This is a genomic window from Halomonas campaniensis (assembly GCF_014193375.1).
Taxonomy (GTDB): domain Bacteria; phylum Pseudomonadota; class Gammaproteobacteria; order Pseudomonadales; family Halomonadaceae; genus Halomonas; species Halomonas campaniensis.
This window is the reverse complement of the sequence record NZ_JACHZF010000024.1, coordinates 25,482-41,644: the sequence shown is the minus strand read 5'-3', so window position 1 is coordinate 41,644 and position 16,163 is coordinate 25,482. Positions and strand designations below refer to the sequence as shown.

16 protein-coding genes are annotated in these 16,163 nt (G+C 71.8%); 8 read left to right on the top strand and 8 right to left on the bottom strand.

The window, feature by feature from the left end; translation table 11 throughout:
* Positions 1–51 precede the first annotated feature (51 nt).
* From BDK63_RS15040 to BDK63_RS15030, 3 genes are all read right to left on the bottom strand, one after another.
* Positions 52–618 carry a hypothetical protein gene (locus tag BDK63_RS15040; RefSeq protein ID WP_183333405.1) on the bottom strand — a complete coding sequence of 189 codons (567 nt, stop codon included), beginning with the start codon at positions 616–618 and terminating at the stop codon, positions 52–54.
* 76 nt (positions 619–694) lie between these two features.
* Positions 695–1,645 carry a ketopantoate reductase family protein gene (locus BDK63_RS15035; RefSeq protein ID WP_183333403.1) on the bottom strand — a complete coding sequence of 317 codons (951 nt, stop codon included), beginning with the start codon at positions 1,643–1,645 and terminating at the stop codon, positions 695–697.
* Positions 1,642–3,582 carry a DNA topoisomerase III gene (locus tag BDK63_RS15030; RefSeq protein ID WP_183333401.1) on the bottom strand — a complete coding sequence of 647 codons (1,941 nt, stop codon included), beginning with the start codon at positions 3,580–3,582 and terminating at the stop codon, positions 1,642–1,644. The genes BDK63_RS15035 and BDK63_RS15030 overlap by 4 nt, the downstream gene beginning before the upstream one ends.
* Positions 3,583–3,713: 131 nt before the next feature.
* Between BDK63_RS15030 and BDK63_RS15025 the strand changes: the two genes are divergently transcribed.
* Together BDK63_RS15025 and BDK63_RS15020 are read left to right on the top strand one after the other, a co-directional pair.
* Positions 3,714–4,958, top strand: a complete 1,245-nt coding sequence (locus tag BDK63_RS15025) for an ABC1 kinase family protein (RefSeq protein ID WP_183333399.1) — start codon at positions 3,714–3,716, stop codon at positions 4,956–4,958.
* Between the two features lie 63 nt (positions 4,959–5,021).
* Positions 5,022–6,851, top strand: coding sequence for an SEC-C metal-binding domain-containing protein (locus BDK63_RS15020; RefSeq protein ID WP_183333397.1), 1,830 nt, complete (start codon positions 5,022–5,024; stop codon positions 6,849–6,851).
* Positions 6,852–6,890: 39 nt separating this feature from the next.
* On the opposite strand, the gene BDK63_RS15015 is transcribed toward BDK63_RS15020, so the two are convergent.
* Positions 6,891–8,258 carry an AmpG family muropeptide MFS transporter gene (locus tag BDK63_RS15015; RefSeq protein WP_183333395.1) on the bottom strand — a complete coding sequence of 456 codons (1,368 nt, stop codon included), beginning with the start codon at positions 8,256–8,258 and terminating at the stop codon, positions 6,891–6,893.
* 190 nt (positions 8,259–8,448) lie between these two features.
* On the opposite strand from BDK63_RS15015, the gene rfaH reads away from it, so the two are divergent.
* The 5 genes from rfaH to BDK63_RS14995 all read left to right on the top strand — a co-directional run bounded on the left by rfaH (position 8,449) and on the right by BDK63_RS14995 (position 11,551).
* On the top strand, positions 8,449–8,985 hold the full coding sequence (gene rfaH / locus BDK63_RS15010; protein WP_183333393.1) for a transcription/translation regulatory transformer protein RfaH: 537 nt from the start codon (positions 8,449–8,451) through the stop codon (positions 8,983–8,985).
* Between the two features lie 59 nt (positions 8,986–9,044).
* On the top strand, positions 9,045–9,551 hold the full coding sequence (locus tag BDK63_RS15005; protein WP_183333391.1) for an FKBP-type peptidyl-prolyl cis-trans isomerase: 507 nt from the start codon (positions 9,045–9,047) through the stop codon (positions 9,549–9,551).
* A 129-nt stretch (positions 9,552–9,680) separates the two neighbouring features.
* Complete coding sequence (gene ccoM / locus BDK63_RS18790) at positions 9,681–9,794, top strand: cytochrome c oxidase subunit CcoM (protein WP_425485961.1); 114 nt, start codon at positions 9,681–9,683, stop codon at positions 9,792–9,794.
* 237 nt (positions 9,795–10,031) lie between these two features.
* Entirely contained in the window at positions 10,032–10,355 is a 324-nt protein-coding gene (locus BDK63_RS15000) for a hypothetical protein (protein WP_246386184.1), read from the top strand.
* A gap of 8 nt (positions 10,356–10,363) precedes the next feature.
* Positions 10,364–11,551 carry a PqqD family protein gene (locus BDK63_RS14995; RefSeq protein ID WP_183333389.1) on the top strand — a complete coding sequence of 396 codons (1,188 nt, stop codon included), beginning with the start codon at positions 10,364–10,366 and terminating at the stop codon, positions 11,549–11,551.
* Positions 11,552–11,553: 2 nt separating this feature from the next.
* Here BDK63_RS14995 and BDK63_RS14990 read toward each other — a convergent pair whose 3' ends face one another.
* Together BDK63_RS14990 and BDK63_RS14985 are read right to left on the bottom strand one after the other, a co-directional pair.
* Positions 11,554–12,207 carry a lytic transglycosylase domain-containing protein gene (locus BDK63_RS14990; RefSeq protein ID WP_343065329.1) on the bottom strand — a complete coding sequence of 218 codons (654 nt, stop codon included), beginning with the start codon at positions 12,205–12,207 and terminating at the stop codon, positions 11,554–11,556.
* A 13-nt stretch (positions 12,208–12,220) separates the two neighbouring features.
* The gene (locus BDK63_RS14985; protein WP_183333387.1) at positions 12,221–13,942 is read right to left on the bottom strand and encodes a proline--tRNA ligase; all 1,722 of its coding nucleotides are present in this window, start codon (positions 13,940–13,942) and stop codon (positions 12,221–12,223) included.
* 245 nt (positions 13,943–14,187) lie between these two features.
* Between BDK63_RS14985 and BDK63_RS14980 the strand changes: the two genes are divergently transcribed.
* Positions 14,188–14,640 carry a hypothetical protein gene (locus tag BDK63_RS14980; protein WP_183333386.1) on the top strand — a complete coding sequence of 151 codons (453 nt, stop codon included), beginning with the start codon at positions 14,188–14,190 and terminating at the stop codon, positions 14,638–14,640.
* Between the two features lie 21 nt (positions 14,641–14,661).
* On the opposite strand, the gene BDK63_RS14975 is transcribed toward BDK63_RS14980, so the two are convergent.
* Positions 14,662–15,420 (bottom strand): DUF3307 domain-containing protein, encoded by a 759-nt coding sequence (locus tag BDK63_RS14975; protein ID WP_183333385.1) that lies wholly within the window; start codon positions 15,418–15,420, stop codon positions 14,662–14,664.
* Entirely contained in the window at positions 15,417–16,058 is a 642-nt protein-coding gene (locus BDK63_RS14970; protein WP_183333384.1) for a hypothetical protein, read from the bottom strand. The genes BDK63_RS14975 and BDK63_RS14970 overlap by 4 nt, the downstream gene beginning before the upstream one ends.
* Positions 16,059–16,163 lie beyond the last annotated feature (105 nt).

Here is a 16,163-nt window from a genome sequence, read left to right as displayed (position 1 = left end):
CCTACAGGGGGGCGGAGGAGCCACTGGGTGCCGACATCCTGACTGCCAGCTTCAGAAGGGAAAATGCAGCGAGGCGGTCACCAGGTTCAGGTGGGCCATGTCGGGGGCGTCGAACTCCTCGAACTCCAGGCGGCTCACCAGCCGGTCGAACTGGAGCCGGGCGCCCAGGCCCTGGACCCGGGTCGTGCCGCTGCGAGCGACGTCCTGGCCGGGCATCACCGGGTCGCCCTCCCAGCCGACCAGGCCGGACTTGGCGTAGAGGCCGAGATGGCCGAGGCGCACGCCGGCCACCAGGCTGCCGCCCAGGCTGACGGTGTTGAGGAGCATCTGCTGGTCGCCGAGGCGGGTCGGCACCTCGTCGCTCTCGCGGTAGCTGAATTCGGCGCCGAGGTCGAGACGAGGCAGGCGCAGGGGATTGAAGCCGGCGATGAGCCGGAAGCCGGAGGTGTAGCCGTCCGGCGTCTCGATGTCGCGACCATCGACCACCACGCCGTTGTCGAGGTGCATCAGGTCGGTGTTCTGGCCTGCGTAGGCGGGGGTGTCGTCGGCAGCGGCGAGCGGTGACGAGGCGATCGCCAGACCGGCCACCAGGGCGGCGAGGGTGGGACCCGGTTTCATGTTCCCTGTCCTTGCGTCGGCCTGCTGCCACCGGGCGGTGGCAGGGCTGCTGCGTTATTGGATTGACCCTGTCAGGTTAGCAAGGGGAGGCGGGGTCTGCCAGGTTCGTGGCCAGGCCGCACAGCTCGGCCTGCAGCGCGGCGATCCTCGGGACCTCCTGGCCATGGCGCGCCGCGGCCGCAAGCAGCGGGCCGAGAATCGCCCGATGTTCGGTGGGTCGGCCAGCCAGCACGTCCTGCAGCATCGAGGCGCGATTGTTTGCCGTGCCGGCCACGACCCGCCATACCAGGGCGCGCCAGCCCTCCAGCCCCTCGCCCTCCGGCGGGGCGACGCCCTCCGCCGCCATGATCCCGGCGACCTCGATGATCACCGCCTCCACCATCGGCCGGAAGGGGCGGTCGCGCAGCTGGCCATTGCGGATGCGAAAGCGCGCCACCAGCGGATTGATGGCGGCATTCACGGCAAGCTTCTGCCAGAGCCGAGCGCGGATGTCGCCCACCGCCCGGGCGGGAAGCCCCGCCCCGTCGAGTCGGCGGGCAAGCGCGTCGGCCAGGGCCCGGTGTCCGCCGTCGAGGGCGCCGACCAGGGTCTGGCCGTGTCCGGCATGGACCACCCGGTCGTCGCTCGCCACGAAGGCGCCCTCGGTGGTGGTGGCGCACAGCACCGGACCGGCGTGGCGCTCGGTGAGTCGCGGCTGGCAGTCGAAGCCGTTCTGCCACAGCACCAGCGGCGTGCCCGGGGGCAGGTGGGCGGCCAGCGTCCGGTGGGCCGCGTCGGCGGCGTAGGCCTTGGTGACCAGGTGCACCACGTCCGGGGGGGGCGACGGCGGGGTATCGACCGTCGCCATCGTCAGCGCCCGGGTCAGCGGTGTCCCGTCGGGGGTCACCAGGGTCTGGCTGGCGGCCAGCCGTCGCCGCCCCAGCAGCGCGACCTCCACGCCCTCGCTTGCCCGGGTCGCCAGGCGCAGGGCGATCAACCGGCCCAGGGCGCCGGGGCCGACGATCCAGTGGCGGTTCAGTTCGCTCATGAGGAACGCCTCCTGCGGGTCGGGCGGCTGCCGCCCGTGCCCGTTCCTCGGCGCCGGGCGGTGCTGCCTCGGCGTCTCGCCGACGGGCGGCCGGCGGGCGCCGGTTCCTCGCCGCGGGCGTTCGCCAGGGCCTGGCGCAGGCGGCCGGCATCGGCGGAGGAGAGCAGCCCGTGCAGGTCGGTCACCAGGGAGGCCAGGAAGGGGGCCGGGTCATCGCCGGCCTCGGCGATGCTGCCCAGGCGCTGCTCCCAGAGGGCCGTGCGTTCGGGGCGCCCCACTGCGTCGGGCAGCGAGGCGATCAGGGCGCTGCCGAGCCGCGTGGCGCGCAGGGCCTTGGCCCGACGCACCAGGTAGCCGCGCTCCACCAGCGTCTCGATGATGCCGGCCCGCGTCGCCTCGGTGCCCAGGCCATCGTGCTCGCGCAGGGTGCGGCGCACCGCCGGGTCCTCGACGTAGCGCCCGATGTTCATCATCGCCTTGATCAGGCTGGCATCGGTGAAGGGCTCCGGCGGGCGGGTCTCGCGATCCTCGACGCCGGCCTCCCTCACCCGGCAGGTCTCGCCCTCGGTGAGCGGGGGCAGGGGCGGGGCTTCCTCCCGGGTGGTGAACAGCGGCTTCCAGCCGGGCTCGAGGATCTCCTGGCCGCTGGCACGGAAGGCCTCGCCGGCGATGGCGAACTCCGCCTTGACCTCGCGGGTGACGAGGGGCGGATAGAACTGGGCCAGCACGTTGCGAGCGATCAGCCGGAAGACGTCGGCCTCGGCCTTGTCGAGTCGTGACGGGTCGGCGGGCTTGCCGGTGGGCGAGAGGGCGTGGTGGGCGCCCACCTGCTTGTCGTTCCAGGCCCGGGAACGTCGCGAGAAGTCCGCCCCGGCCAGCCAGCCTCGCAGCGTCGGGTCCGTGCGGCAGGCGCCCTCCAGGGTGGCCCGTGCCGAGGCGAAGTGCTCCTCGGGCAGGTAGCGGCAGTCCGAGCGCGGATAGGTGATCAGCTTGTGGCGCTCGTAGAGGCGCTGGCAGATCTCCAGCACCGCCTTGGCGGAGAGCCCGAAGCGCCGGGCGGCATCCACCTGCAGCGCCGAGAGCGAGTAGGGCAGCGGGGCGGGCTGACGCCTGTCGCGGCTCTCGAGGCGGGCCAGGCGCCCCTCGGCGCCGGGCAGCCGCTCGGCGAGGTCGGCGGCGGGCTGGCGCGCGAGCAGCCGCCCCTGGTCGTCCAGCGGATGCGTCTCGCCGGGCTGCCACCAGGCGCGCAGCCGGCCGGCCGCCACCTCGAGGTCCGCCCACAGCACGAAGAAGGGCCTGGGCACGAAGTCGCGGATCTCGGCGTCGCGGCGGACCACCAGCCCCAGCACCGGGGTCTGCACCCGGCCCACCGAGAGCACGCCATCGTGGCCCGCCTGGCGGCCGATCAGGGTCCAGGCGCGGGTCAGGTTGATGCCGTAGAGCCAGTCGGCCCGGGCCCGGGACTCCGCGGCGCGAAACAGCGGCTGGTAGCGGGCGTTGTCCTCCAGGCGCGCCAGGGCCCGCTGCACCGCCGGACGGTTGAGGTCGCTGACCAGCAGCCGCGATACCGGCCCCTTCCAGCCCAGGTGCTCGATCACCTCCTGCACCAGCAGCTGGCCCTCGCGGTCGGGGTCGCCGGCATGGACCACCTCCCGGGCGCCCTTGAGCAGCCGGCGAATCACCGCCAGCTGGCCGCGGGCCCTGGGGCGGGGCATCAGCTTCCACTCGGCCGGCAGGATCGGCAGGTGATCGAGGCGCCACTGCTTCAGGGCCGGGTCATAGGCGTCCGGCGGCGCCTGCTCGAGCAGGTGGCCCAGGCACCAGGTGACGGTGGTGTCGCCGACCACCAGGGCGCCATCATCGCGCCGCGCCGCACCGGGCAGGGCCTCGGCGATGGCCCGGGCCAGGCTGGGTTTCTCGGCGATGATCAGTCGCATGGGCACGGCTCGGTAGCGGGATTCATGGATATTCTTCCAGTATCCTGGCGCGCCTGCCAGGTGTAACCTGCTTCGGTTGATGTACAATTCTTGTATCATTGTTGGCATCCACCTACCAGCGGAGCGATGCGATGCGCGAGCGAGGCAGAACCCGGCGCCTGCTGGGCCTGGGGGCGCGGACCGGTGGCGCCCTGATCCGTACCCGGCTGGGCGGCCAGGCCGACTGGCGTGCCCTGGGCGAGGCACTGTTCGAGGGGCTCTCCGAGCTCAAGGGCCCGGCCATGAAGCTGGCCCAGATCATGTCCCAGTGGGACGACCTGCTGCCGCCCGACCTTGCCGAGGAGCTCGCCCGCCTGCAGCGCCAGGCCGAGCCCATGCCCTGGGCGAGCATCCGGGTCAGCCTGGTCGAGCAGTACGGCGACCTGGCCGAACGCTTCCGCGAGATCGAGGAGCGGCCCTTCGCCAGCGCCTCCATGGGGCAGGTGCACCGTGCCGTGACCCACGACGGCGAGACCCTGGTGCTCAAGGTGCAGTACCCGGGGCTGGCCGAGGTGCTGGAGAGCGACCTCACCCAGGTGCGTCGGCTGATGCGCCTGGGTCGCTGGTTCAAGGTGCCCCAGGCGCGGCTCGATGCGCTCTTCGAGGAGCTGGCCGCCAGCCTGCGCGGCGAGCTCGACTACCACGCCGAGGCCGAGGCCCTGGCGCGCTATCGGGCGCGCTACGCCCATCTCGAACGGCTGGTGATTCCCGAGCCGCTGCCGGGGCTCTCCGGTCCCAGGGTCCTGGCCATGCGCTACGAGCCGGGCACGCCGCTGCGCGAGCTGGAAGCGGGCGACGACGCCACGCGCCAGGGCGTGGCGGAGACCCTGGCCGACTGGATCACCGAGGAGCTGTTCACCCACGGCGAGCTGCATGCCGACCCCCATGCCGGCAACTTCGCCGTGAACGAGCGGGGGCAGCTGGTCATCTACGACCTCGGCGCGGTGATCCCGGTGCCCGAAGCGCGCCTCAGGGCGATGATGCAGCTGCTCGAGGCGACCCTGGCGAGGGACCCCATGGCGATGGACGAGGCGCTGCTCAGGCTGGGCGGGCGCCAGGGGCAGGGCGCGCCACTCTCGCTCTATCGGGAATCCGCCGAGGCGGTGGCGCCGCTGTTTGCTCCCGGCGAGCAGGACTTCGGCGACGTGCGCGTCCACCGTCGGCTGCGCGACCTGACCCCCAAGGTCTGGGCCGCCATGGACCGCCTCCAGCCGCCGGCCGACACCCTGCTGCTGTCGCGCACCCTCAACGGCCACTACTGGAACCTGGTGCGCCTGGGCGCGCGGCTCGACATGCACGCCCGCACCCGGCCGCTTCTGGCGTGGGCGGGGAAGTGAACGTCTGCCCAGCGTCCCGGTGGGCTGGTAGACTGTGCCGTTTTCGGGACCGTGGAGACTGGGATGCTGGCAGTATGGGTGGAACAGCTGCTGGGGTTTGCCTCGGGCGCCCTGGCGGCCATTCGCAAGGACGAGCGCTATCCGACGCTGATGGCCTGGGCCCGCGAGGAGGGCCCCTCCCTGGTGGGGGGCAACCTGCCGCTGGCCCAGGCGCTGGCGCCTGAGCTCTGGTCGCAGACCCCCCTGGCCCGACTCGGCTTCGCCAGCGAACCCCTGGCCCGGCCGGGGCGCAACGAGCCCTGCTGGTGCGACTCCGGCCGCAAGACCAAGCAGTGCTGCGGGGCCGTGACCCTGCCCGGCCCGGTGCCCGCCCACCTGATGTGGATGCTGTCGCTGCGCGAGTGGAAGGGTGACGCCCTCAAGGCGGCCCTGGAGAGCGGCCGGGCGCCGGCCCAGGCGCTGCTGGAGGCCGGGCTGATCGCCGCCGAGACCGGGCAGCGGGGGCGCGCCCAGCAGATCCTCGAGTCGCTGTTCGAGCGCGCAGACTGGTCGCGGCTGCCGGAGCAGGCCGAGCCGGCCTTCGAGATCCTCATCGACCTCTATCAGGAGCGCGGCTTCCATCGCAAGCGCGAGGCGCTGCTCGACGCCGTGCTCGAGCGCGGCCCGCTGTTCCTGCGCGGCGTGGCGCTGGAGCGGCTGTGCCTGATGCACCTGGACAACGACGACCTGGACAGCGCCCGGGCCGCCTTCGTGCGCGCCCAGCAGGCCCTGCCGGACTCGCCGACCCTGGCCTACATCGAGGCCATGCTGCTGCTCCACGAGGGCCACGAGCAGGAGGCCGCCGAGCGGGCGCGCTTCTGGTTCCGTCGGCTCGCCCGCCAGGGAGACCTGGAGCCGGACCAGCTGCAGTTCCTGGCCGACCTGGCCGAGAACCCCGGTGCCACCCTGGCCGACCAGCTGCTGAATGCCGAGGAGGACCTGGCCGGCCCGCTGGCCTCGCTCCAGGCGCTCTTCGAGGCGCTGCCCACGGCGCCGAAGCTGGCCATCCGCCGGACCGACGATGGCCGCCTGGAGTACCGCACCACGGCCCGCGAGGACACCCTGTTCGCCGTCTGGCAGCAGCACTTCCAGGTGGCGGTGGCGGCCGACTCGCCCATGGGGCTCGAGGATGATCCCTGGCCCGAGGCGGCCGGCTGGCTGGGCGAGCTCTGTGCCCACCCGGAATGGCTGGATGCGCCGCGGGTCGTCCAGTCGCTGACCCTGGCCCTGACCAGCCGCTTCGGCAGCCTGCCATGGATGGCGCCGAGCCTGTTCGCCCCGCTGGCCGACCGGCTGGAGCGCTGGCTGGAGCAGGTGGCTGCCGAGGGGCCGGGTACCCTGGCCTGGGACGATGCCGACAACGCCGTGCTGCTGCGCACCGGCCTGGCGCTGGTGGTGGGGATGGAGCGTGGCGCGCGTCAGCGTTCGCGACAGCTCGCCGAGCGCCTGCTGGCACTGGACGACCACGACAGCCTGGGGCTGCGCGAGCTGGTGCTCGACCAGCTGCTGCGCGACGGCCGCGACAGCGAGGCCCTGGCGGTGAGCGAACAGCAGGTCACGGCGGATGCCGACGAGCCGCCGCCGCTGGGCCTGCTCATGGGGCGCGCCCTGGCCCTGTTCCGGCTGGCGCGGCGGGAGGAGGCCGCCGAGGCGCTGGCCGCGGCGCAGCGCCACAACGCCCACGCCCTGGACATGCTGTGCGCCGAGAATCCCCGGCCGGTGCATACCGGCCCGGATGGCGTCGCCGAGCCGGGCTCCCGGGCCGAGGCATGGCAGTACCGGACGCTGATGCGCGACCAGTGGCGCGCCACGCCCGGCGCGCTCGACTGGCTGCGCGACCGCTTCGAGGGCTGAGCCTCGGCCAGCGTGCGGGGCCGCTTCGAGGACTGAGCCTCAGGCGGCGCGCGGGGCCGGCGGTGGCACGAGCTCGCGGTCGCGGCTGATCCAGATTGCCAGGGCGATGGCCGGCAGGCCCAGGGCCGTGGCGATCACGAAGAAGGTGGCGTAGCCCTCGGCCGCCACCACCAGCCCGCCGAAGCCGCTCAGGAACTTGCCGGGCAGCGTCATCAGCGAGGAGAACAGCGCGTACTGGGTCGCCGTGTAGGCCCGTGAGGTCAGGCTGGAGAGGAAGGCGATGAACACCGCGCTGGCCAGGCCGTTGGCGAGGTTGTCGCCGACGATCGCCATGACCAGCATCGGCAGGCTCTGGCCGGCCAGCGCCAGGGCGGCGAACAGCAGGTTGGTGAGGGTGGCGGCGGCCGCACCCAGCACCAGGATCGGCCCGATGCCGTAGCGCGCCACCAGCAGCCCCCCCAGGATGCCCCCGCCGACGCTCATGGCGATGCCGAAGACGTTGGTCACGTTGGCGATGGTGGCCAGCGTGAAGCCCAGGTCGATGTAGAGCGGGTTGGCCATGGACGCCATGGCCAGGTCGCTGATGCGGAACACCGCCACGAACAGCAGCAGCCACAGCGCCTTGCGCCGGTGACGGGTAAAGAAGTCGGTGAAGGGGCAGACCACCGCCCCGATCAGCCAGGCGCCCAGCCGGCGCAGCTGGCGTGGCCTGCCGCGGCTGGCACGCAGGAAGGCCCGCACCCGCGGCTCGTGGATCAGCTGGGTGTTGAGCGACAGGCGTTCTGGCTCCGGACGAACCAGCACGGTGATGACCCCGATGCCCACCAGGGCCGCCATGGACAGGTAGGCCGCCTCCCAGGAGAGCCACGACGCCACGTAGAGGGCCCCGGCGCCGGCGGCCAGCAGGCCGCCGCGATAGCCGATGATGTAGGTGGAGGCCATGGCCGCCTGGATATCGTCCGGCGCCGACTCGATGCGGAAGGCATCGATGGCGATGTCCTGGGTCGCCGAGCCGAAGGCCACCAGCAGGGCGAAGAGCGCCACCAGCGGCAGGTTGCCGCGCGGGTCGAGGCTGGCCAGGCCGACCAGGCCGGCGGCGATCAGCCCCTGGGCCAGCAGCATCCAGCCGCGGCGCTGCCCCAGGGCGCGGGTCAGCAGCGGCAGGGCCAGGCGGTCGACCACCGGCGCCCAGAAGAACTTGATCGAGTAGAGGATGCCGATCCACGAGAAGAAGCCGATGGCCGCCACCTCGACCCCGTCGCTGCGCAGCCAGGCCGACAGGGTGGAGAACACCAGCAGGAAGGGCAGGCCGGCAGAGAACCCCAGGAACAGCATGGTGATCACCGGCGCGCGCAGGTAGATCGCCAGGGCATCCCGCCAGCTGCGGTGGGGGGTGGGGGTGGGCATTCGGTAGCACTCCTTGCGGGCCATGGACGATGGCAGCGGGTCATCCCAGGCGGTCACCATCGATGGTAGACTGGAGGATCGACAGCCGGGGATCCTGCCGTCCGGCCCCTGCACTGCCGACCCCGGCATGGGGCGATTGTTGCAGAGCCCCGGCGGTGATACCAGTGTCCAGCTACCCGACAGGAGACCCATGAACAGCATCGATGCGACCCTGGAGCCAGGCGATGATGCCGTTCCCCGCTGGTACGTGATCCAGTGCAAGGGAGGGGAGTCGTTCCGCGCGGCCGACCACCTCGCCAACCAGGGCTACGAGGTGTTCCACCCGGTCCTCGAGGTGCAGAAGAAGCGTCGCGGCAAGCTGGAGTGGGTCAGCGAGCCGCTCTTCCCCTACTACCTGTTCATCCGCCTCGATCGCCTGGTCAGCAACTGGCGGCCGATCCGCTCCACCCGCGGCGTGCTGAAGCTGGTCGGCTTCGGCGACATGCCCGTGGCGGTGGACGACGCCCTGGTGGCCACCCTGCGCGAGCACGGCAGCGACCGCCAGGATGCCACCGCCAACCTCTACTTTCGGGCCGGCGAGGCCGTCGAGATCACCGAGGGGCCCTTCAAGGACCTGCAGGCCGTCTTCGCCACCCACAAGGGGCAGGAGCGGGCCATCGTGCTGCTCGACCTGCTGCACCGCCAGCAGCGGCTGGAGATGCCTGTCTCCCAGCTGCGCCGCCGCTGAGGGGGCCCCCTTTCAGGCAGGGCCGGCCCTCCCCCCATTACCGCTTCGAGGAGAGTTCCATGACGATCGCCCCCCAGCGGGTCGTGACCCTTCACTACGTGCTGAGCGACGCCGACGGCCAGGTGCTCGACGACTCCCGGGCCCGCCAGCAGCCCATGGAGTACCTGCATGGCCACCACAATATCGTCGAGGGGCTGGAGCGCGCCCTGGACGGCCAGGCCGAGGGGGCCGAGCTCAGCGTGACGCTGATGCCCGCCGAGGCCTACGGGCTGCGCAACGAGGCGCTGGTCCGCGAGGTGGGTCGCGGCGCCTTCCCGGTGGATGACCTGGCGCCCGGCATGCGCTTCCAGACGCCGGGTGAGGCCGGGCCGCAGGTCGTCACCGTGCTCGAGGTGCACGACGACCGCGTGCTGATCGACACCAACCACCCCCTGGCGGGGCACACCCTGCGCTACCGGCTCCAGGTGCTCGGCGTCCGCGATGCCACCCGGGCGGAGTTCGCCAAGGGCCATCCGCTGCCGCCGGACACCGACCCCGGCAGCGTGGAAGACAAGAAGGTGCTGTGAAAACTGACCTGGATCAATTGCCGCCGCGGGCCAACGTCGGGCGCGGTGACAAACTTGATTCAGGTCAGAAATCCCCCGGCGCTTCCGGGCTACAGTCCTCTCAACAGATCGAGACGGGAGGACACCACCATGTATTGGGATGATGCCGTAATCTTTGGACTGGTTACCGTCGCGATGATGGTCGCATTTCTCGGGGGCTGGATCGCATTCATCGTTCGCGATCACCGCAGGAAGAAGCACTGATCCAGCCGTCGTCACGAGTCGTCAGGGGAGGGGGGAGTCATCCCCCCGGTAGCCGACCCACATGGGTCGGCTTTTTTTCGTCTGGCTTTCGGCTTCTGGCTTGCGGCTCTCGCCTGTCGGCAGGCGCCGACGGCGCGGGCATGAATGTGCAGGCTCCGCGCAACGTTGGCCGGCGCCTGGAGCCTGTCCAGCGGGCCGTCTATCATGAACGCCGTTCGATAACCTCGGAGACGTCCCATGACCCATCGTGATCCCGAAGGCCCCGACGCGCAGAAGCGTCAGAGCCGTCGCCGGTTGCTGGCCAGCCTGGGACTGGGCATCGCCGGCGCCTATGTGGCCCCGACCCTGTTCAGCCTCGGCCAGGCCCAGGCCCAGCATGGCGCCGGGCGCTCCCGGCCGAGCTACTCGCGTCCCAGCTACTCGCGCCCCAGCTACAGCCGGCCGAGCTACTCCCGGCCCAGCGGGGGGTATCGCCGCGACCGCCGCGATGTCTATCACCGCCGTGAGGATGACCGCCCGGGCGTTCGCCTGGTGATCTCGGTCACCCCCAGCCGCTGGTGACGGCGGCCATGGGGCAGGACCTCTGCCTGCCCGGCCTCGGCCGGGCGCTGCGGCTGTTGGGCTGTCCCGAGGTGCTGGGCGCCCTGCAGGCGGCGATGCCGGGGTGGCCCGGCCGGGTCATCGAGGCCGATGGATCGTCCCCGGCGATCCGCCTGCGCCGCCATGGCGGGGGATACTGGCAGACCTCGCCGGCCCTGCCCGAGGGGCTGTTCCTGGCCACCGCCGTCGAGGCCGCCTGCAGCCTGATCGCCGACCTGGTCGGCGAGTACTTCGACCGGCACCCCGACAGCATCGGGCTGCACTGCGGCTCTGCCGAGGTGGCGGGCCGCCTGGTGGTCTTTCCCGATGCGCACCGCGCCGGCAAGAGCACCCTGACGGCGGCCTTCGCGGCGGCCGGCCTGCGCGTATTCGGCGACGATGTCCTGGCCCTGACGCCGGAGGGCCGCGGACGGGCGCTGGGCATCGCCCCGCGGCTGCGGCTGCCGCTGCCGGCGAGCCTGGACCCCGCCCTGGTCGCCCATGCCGACGCGCATGCCGGCCCCACGGATGAGCGCTATCGCTACCTTGCCCTGCCCGGGGCGGCGCTCGCGGCCCACGGGGAGGAGGCCCCGCTGGGCGCGCTGGTGCTGCTCGAGCGGGAGGCGGGGCTGGCGGCCCCCGAGCTCCTGCCGCTGGCCCCGGGCGAGGGGCTGCTGCAGCTGCTCTGCCAGAACTTCGCCCATGGCGCGCCCAGCGAGGCGCTGATGGCGCGCTTCCTGCCCCTCATGGCCAGCCTGCCCTGCCTGCTGCTGCGCTATTCGGAGCCGCTGGCTGCGGCGCGCTGCCTTGCGGCGCGGGTGGCGACGCCACCTGAGAAAGGCGAGGCCGCCCTGGCCTCGCTGACCGGCCATCGCCCCGCGGCAATGGCGATGCCGGCTATCTCGCCGCGGCAGCCGTGGCGGCCGGCGGGCGAGGTGCAGGCGTATCCGCTGGGCGACGAGCTCTTCCTGATCCACCGGCCCAGCGGTGCCATCCACCGCCTCAATGCCAGCGGGCGGGCCGTGTGGCTGCTGCTGGCCCGTGAGGTCCTGTCGGCCGACATCCTCGCCGAACTGCTGGCCGAGCTCTACGGCGACCAGTCGGCCGAGCGTATCCTGTCCGACGTGCTCGACCTGCTGGGCCGGCTCGCCGCGTCGCGGCTGATCGAGGCCGCCTGACGTCAGCGCTGGACGGTGGCGCGGCCGGCGCCTGTCGGCTCCCGCCAGTGGCGCTGCCAGGCGCGCATCACCCGCTCGGGATACCAGGTCTTGCCCAGGCTGCCGTTGTAGCGTGCCAGGGCGCGGGTGAAGTCGCCGCGCTCCACGGCAAGGTAGTGGGCCAGGATGGTGGTGCCATAGCGCAGGTTGCGCCATGGGTCCTTGAGGTCGTCGGCGGGCAGGCCCAGCTCGCGGATCCAGAACGGCATGATCTGCATCAGCCCCACGGCCCCGGCGGACGAGACCGCGTCGGCGCGGAAGGCACTCTCCACCTGGATCACCGCCAGCACCAGCGCCGGCGGCAGGCCGGCCAGGCGGGCCTCGAGATAGATTCGCTGGAGCAGCTCGGTGCGCAGCGCCGGGTCCTGGACGAAGCGCGACAGCGCCGGCTCCATGGCGTTGTGCCACTGGCGGGCGGCCCAGATCTGGGCCGGATCGCGAGGAGCGGCGAGGCTGTCGTCGAGGGTCGTGCGCAGCGTGGCGGGAGTGGCCGGGAGCGCCTGGACCACCAGCGGGCGCCGGTCGGCCTCCAGGGCGGCCAGGAAGGTATCATCGCTGGCCGCCGCCGTTGCGGCGGCCAGCCACGTCGCCACCAGGCCGGCGGCGACGGGGATCATGTGGCGACGAGCCTCAGGCCTTGATGCGCTCGCGCAGGAAGTCGAGGATCTGCTCGGCCGGTACCATGGTGGCATCACTGTCACGGCGTCCCTTGTATTCCAGTTCCCCCTTGTCCAGACCGCGATCCCCGACCACCAGGCGATGGGGCAGGCCCATCAGCTCATGGTCGGCGAACTTGGCCCCCGGGCGCAGGTCGCGGTCATCCAGCAGCACCTCGAAGCCGGCCTCGGTCAGCTCGGCGTAGAGCTTCTCGGACTCCTCGCGCACCCGCTGTGACTTGTGGGCATTCATCGGCACCAGGGCAATCTGGAAGGGTGCGATGGCGTCGGGCCAGATGATGCCGGCGTCGTCGTGGTTCTGCTCGATGGCGGCGGCCACGACGCGGGTCACCCCGATACCATAGCAGCCCATCCACGGGTGGATGGCGCGCCCCTCGTCACCGAGCACGGTGGCGTTCATCGCCTCGCTGTACTTGCGGCCCAGCTGGAAGACGTGGCCCACCTCGATGCCGCGCTTGATGGAGAGGGTGCCGTGACCATCCGGCGAGGGGTCGCCTTCCACCGCGTTGCGGATGTCGTAGACCTCGGGCAGCGCCACGTCGCGCTCCCAGTTGATGCCGAAGTAGTGCTTGCCGTCGACGTTGGCGCCGGCGCCGAAGTCGCTCATCAGCGCCACGCTGCGGTCGATGATCAGCGGCATCTCGAGACCCACCGGGCCCAGCGAACCGGGGCCGGCACCCACCGCCGCGCGGATCTCCTCCTCGCTGGCCATGGTCAGCGGGGCGGCCACCTGGGGCAGGTTCTCGGCCTTCACCTCGTTGAGTTCGTGGTCGCCGCGCACCAGCAGGGCGATCAGGCCGCCCTCGGCGGCATGGACCATCAGCGTCTTGACGGTCTTCTCGATGGGCAGGCCGTGCTGCTCCACCAGGGCCGCGATGGTGCGGGCATCCGGCGTGTCCACCAGGCGCAGCGCCTCGGCCGGGGCCGGGCGCTCGGGGTGGCTGCCCAGGGGGGCCGGCAGGGCGTCGGCCTTCTCCATGTTGGCGGCATAGTCGGACTCGGTGGAGAAGACGATGTCGTCCTCGCCCGAGTCGGCCAGCACGTGGAACTCGTGGGAGCCGGTGCCGCCGATGGCGCCGTTGTCGGCGATCACCGGGCGGAAGTCGAGCCCCAGGCGGGTGAAGATGCGCGTGTAGGCGTCATACATCACCTGGTAGGTCTCCTGGAGCGAGGCCTCGTCGACGTGGAAGGAGTAGGCGTCCTTCATGATGAACTCGCGGGAGCGCATCACCCCGAAGCGGGGGCGGATCTCGTCGCGGAACTTGGTCTGGATCTGGTAGAAGTTGGCCGGCAGCTGCTTGTAGCTGGCGATCTCCTTGCGCACCAGGTCGGTGATCACCTCCTCGTGGGTCGGGCCGACGCAGTAGTCGCGCTGGTGGCGATCCTTGAGGCGCAGCAGCTCGGGCCCGTACTGCTCCCAGCGGCCGGATTCCTGCCACAGCTCGGCGGGCTGTACTGCCGGCATCAGCACCTCCTGGGCGCCGGCGCGATCCATCTCCTCGCGGACGATGCGCTCGACCTTGCGCAGGGTGCGAAGGCCCAGCGGCAGCCAGGTGTAGAGCCCGGAGGTGAGGCGGCGGATCATGCCCGAACGCAGCATCAGCTGGTGGCTGATGACCTCGGCGTCGGCGGGGGTTTCCTTGAGGGTGGCGATCAACAGTTGAGTGGCGCGCATGGGTCCGGCGTTTCCTCGGGCTCGTCAAACGGGTCGGGCCGCCAGCGTGGGCGGCAGTTGGCGCATTGTACGGCCAAGCGCCAGGCGCGGCAAAAGGCGACCGTGAAATGGCCGTCGCCCTGGCGGCGCGGGGCGCGCTGGGCGCCCCGCGGGCCTGTGGTAGACTCAGAGCGCCTTTTCCCGCGCTGCCGGCCCGCGATGCGTACCGCCGGTGCCGCCGTTCCGGATGCCATGGAGATCCCTGCATGTCCCCTTTCCTTCGTCGCGGCCTGGCCGGCCTGCTCGTCGGCGTGTCGATTACCGCCCTGGTGGGCTGTGGCACCGTCTTCCACCCCGAGCGCAAGGGCCAGCTGGGCGGGCGCATCGATCCGGTGGTGGCCATCGCCAACGGCGTGGGCCTGCTGTTCTTCATCGTCCCGGGGGTGGTCGCCTATGCGGTCGACTTCTCCAACGGCACCATCTACCTGCCCAGTGGCCACAACGCCGCCGGCGTGGATGCCCTGAAGCTGGAGGAGGACATGGACGTGGCTTCCCTGGAGAGGCTGCTCTCCGAGAAGAGCGGCAGGCCGGTCAGCCTGGACAGCGAGCTGCTTCGGGTCGAGGAGGTCGAGTCGCTGGAGGAGGCCCTGGCGCTGGTGCGCATGGCCGGCATCGATGACGCCGAGCGGCTGGGCACGGCGTTCGTCGACGGCGCCTGACTCGGGCCCCTGGCCGCCGGGTCACGGCTGGCCGAACAGCACCAGGCGCAGCAGCAGGCCCAGCGCCAGGGTCGTCGAGACGCTGAGCAGGGTGCCCAGCAGCACGTATTCGGTCAGCTTGCGGTCCTGGGCCTCGCGCAGGTCGCCGAAGCGCAGCACCGACTTGGCCGCCAGCAGGAAACCCACGGCGGTCAGCTGGTCGAGCAGCACCAGCGTCAGCACCAGGAAGCGTTCGAGCATCCCGATGCGCGCCCCGGCCTGGGCCAGGGTGCCGGTGTTCTCGAGCTGCTGGCTCCAGCGCTGCATCACCAGGGCGATCGCGATGGCCAGCGGCCGTGACACCAGCAGGTAGGCGGTAGCCACCCCCAGCACCTCCGGTGTCGCCAGCCAGTGCATCAGGGCGGCCACCGGCCGGGTGCTGCCGATCCAGGCCAGCCAGATCAGGGCCAGCACCAGCAGGTGCAGGGCCTGGTCGATCATAAACCAGCGCAGCTGCCGGGCCGGGAGGGCGGCCTTGGCCAGGTCGATCAGCCAGTGGCTCATTGCCACCGCCAGTGCCGCGAGCAGCACCGTCCCGGGCCCGTGGCCGGTCTCCCGGGTCGCGGCGATCGCCAGCACCCCGCCGGCCAGCAGGCCGTGGAGCAGCGCATGCAGTGCCAGCCGGGGTGAACGCTGCCGCAGGCGATAGCGCTCCTCGACCCAGGCCCCCGGCTGCAGCAGGAAGTCTGCCGCCAGGTGGGCCAGCCACAGGCCGAGCAGCAGGGATTCGGGCTGGATCATGGGGCGGGCTCCTCGTCCGTGAGGCGGTGGCGCAGGTAGGCCAGGGTCTCCTGCAGGAGGGGCCAGCGAGCAGTGCGCAGGCGCTTGTGGACGGCGGGCTGGCTGATACCCAGGCGAGTCGCCAGCGCCTGCTGCGAATCAGCATGGCACAGCATCTGGGCCACCACCTCTGCCGCCGCCGGCGTCCACCCCTCGACCATCTCGTCCAGGTAGCGGACCAGCAGGGCCAGGCAGCCTGACGGGGGGGCTCCCGGGTTCAGCACCAGGTGCTGGTCTTCCGGCAGGGCATCCAGGGCCAGTCCCGAGGCGACGAAGGGAGGCGCGTTGGCCTCGGCGATGCCCTGGCGGGGAGTCCAGCCATCGGCCGGGCCGACCGCCACGGCCAGCCGGGCGTCCCACCGCTGCTCGCGGCTCGAGTGGCGAATCAGCGAGGCCCGCAGCAGCACGGCCGCCTCCATGGCATGCTGCGGGGCCAGGGCCAGCTGGAAGCCGTCGCCGCGATAGCGGGACGTGCAGGCCCCGAAGCGCTCGGTGAGTCCCTCGAGGGCGGCGTCCAGCGCACGAGAGAGCGCCTCGGCCGGCTGGATGCGGCGTGAGTCGATGATATCGCCGGTGATGACCGCCAGGGTACGGGGCATGTTGGTCTCGCAGGCCGGGAGGATGCGTCAAGGAAACACTGCACAAATGCCTGCGCGAGCGAATCGCTGCGTTGCGCGGTGCGTGGAATCCTCACATATACCCCA

Coding starts and splice junctions, on each gene's coding strand:
- BDK63_RS15040 (WP_183333405.1), bottom strand. CDS start 618: ATGAAACCGGGTCCCACCCTCGCCGCCCTGGTGGCCGGTCTGGCGATC.
- BDK63_RS15035 (WP_183333403.1), bottom strand. CDS start 1,645: ATGAGCGAACTGAACCGCCACTGGATCGTCGGCCCCGGCGCCCTGGGC.
- BDK63_RS15030 (WP_183333401.1), bottom strand. CDS start 3,582: ATGCGACTGATCATCGCCGAGAAACCCAGCCTGGCCCGGGCCATCGCC.
- BDK63_RS15025 (WP_183333399.1), top strand. CDS start 3,714: ATGCGCGAGCGAGGCAGAACCCGGCGCCTGCTGGGCCTGGGGGCGCGG.
- BDK63_RS15020 (WP_183333397.1), top strand. CDS start 5,022: ATGCTGGCAGTATGGGTGGAACAGCTGCTGGGGTTTGCCTCGGGCGCC.
- BDK63_RS15015 (WP_183333395.1), bottom strand. CDS start 8,258: ATGCCCACCCCCACCCCCCACCGCAGCTGGCGGGATGCCCTGGCGATC.
- rfaH (WP_183333393.1), top strand. CDS start 8,449: ATGAACAGCATCGATGCGACCCTGGAGCCAGGCGATGATGCCGTTCCC.
- BDK63_RS15005 (WP_183333391.1), top strand. CDS start 9,045: ATGACGATCGCCCCCCAGCGGGTCGTGACCCTTCACTACGTGCTGAGC.
- ccoM (WP_425485961.1), top strand. CDS start 9,681: ATGTATTGGGATGATGCCGTAATCTTTGGACTGGTTACCGTCGCGATG.
- BDK63_RS15000 (WP_246386184.1), top strand. CDS start 10,032: ATGACCCATCGTGATCCCGAAGGCCCCGACGCGCAGAAGCGTCAGAGC.
- BDK63_RS14995 (WP_183333389.1), top strand. CDS start 10,364: ATGGGGCAGGACCTCTGCCTGCCCGGCCTCGGCCGGGCGCTGCGGCTG.
- BDK63_RS14990 (WP_343065329.1), bottom strand. CDS start 12,207: ATGATCCCCGTCGCCGCCGGCCTGGTGGCGACGTGGCTGGCCGCCGCA.
- BDK63_RS14985 (WP_183333387.1), bottom strand. CDS start 13,942: ATGCGCGCCACTCAACTGTTGATCGCCACCCTCAAGGAAACCCCCGCC.
- BDK63_RS14980 (WP_183333386.1), top strand. CDS start 14,188: ATGTCCCCTTTCCTTCGTCGCGGCCTGGCCGGCCTGCTCGTCGGCGTG.
- BDK63_RS14975 (WP_183333385.1), bottom strand. CDS start 15,420: ATGATCCAGCCCGAATCCCTGCTGCTCGGCCTGTGGCTGGCCCACCTG.
- BDK63_RS14970 (WP_183333384.1), bottom strand. CDS start 16,058: ATGCCCCGTACCCTGGCGGTCATCACCGGCGATATCATCGACTCACGC.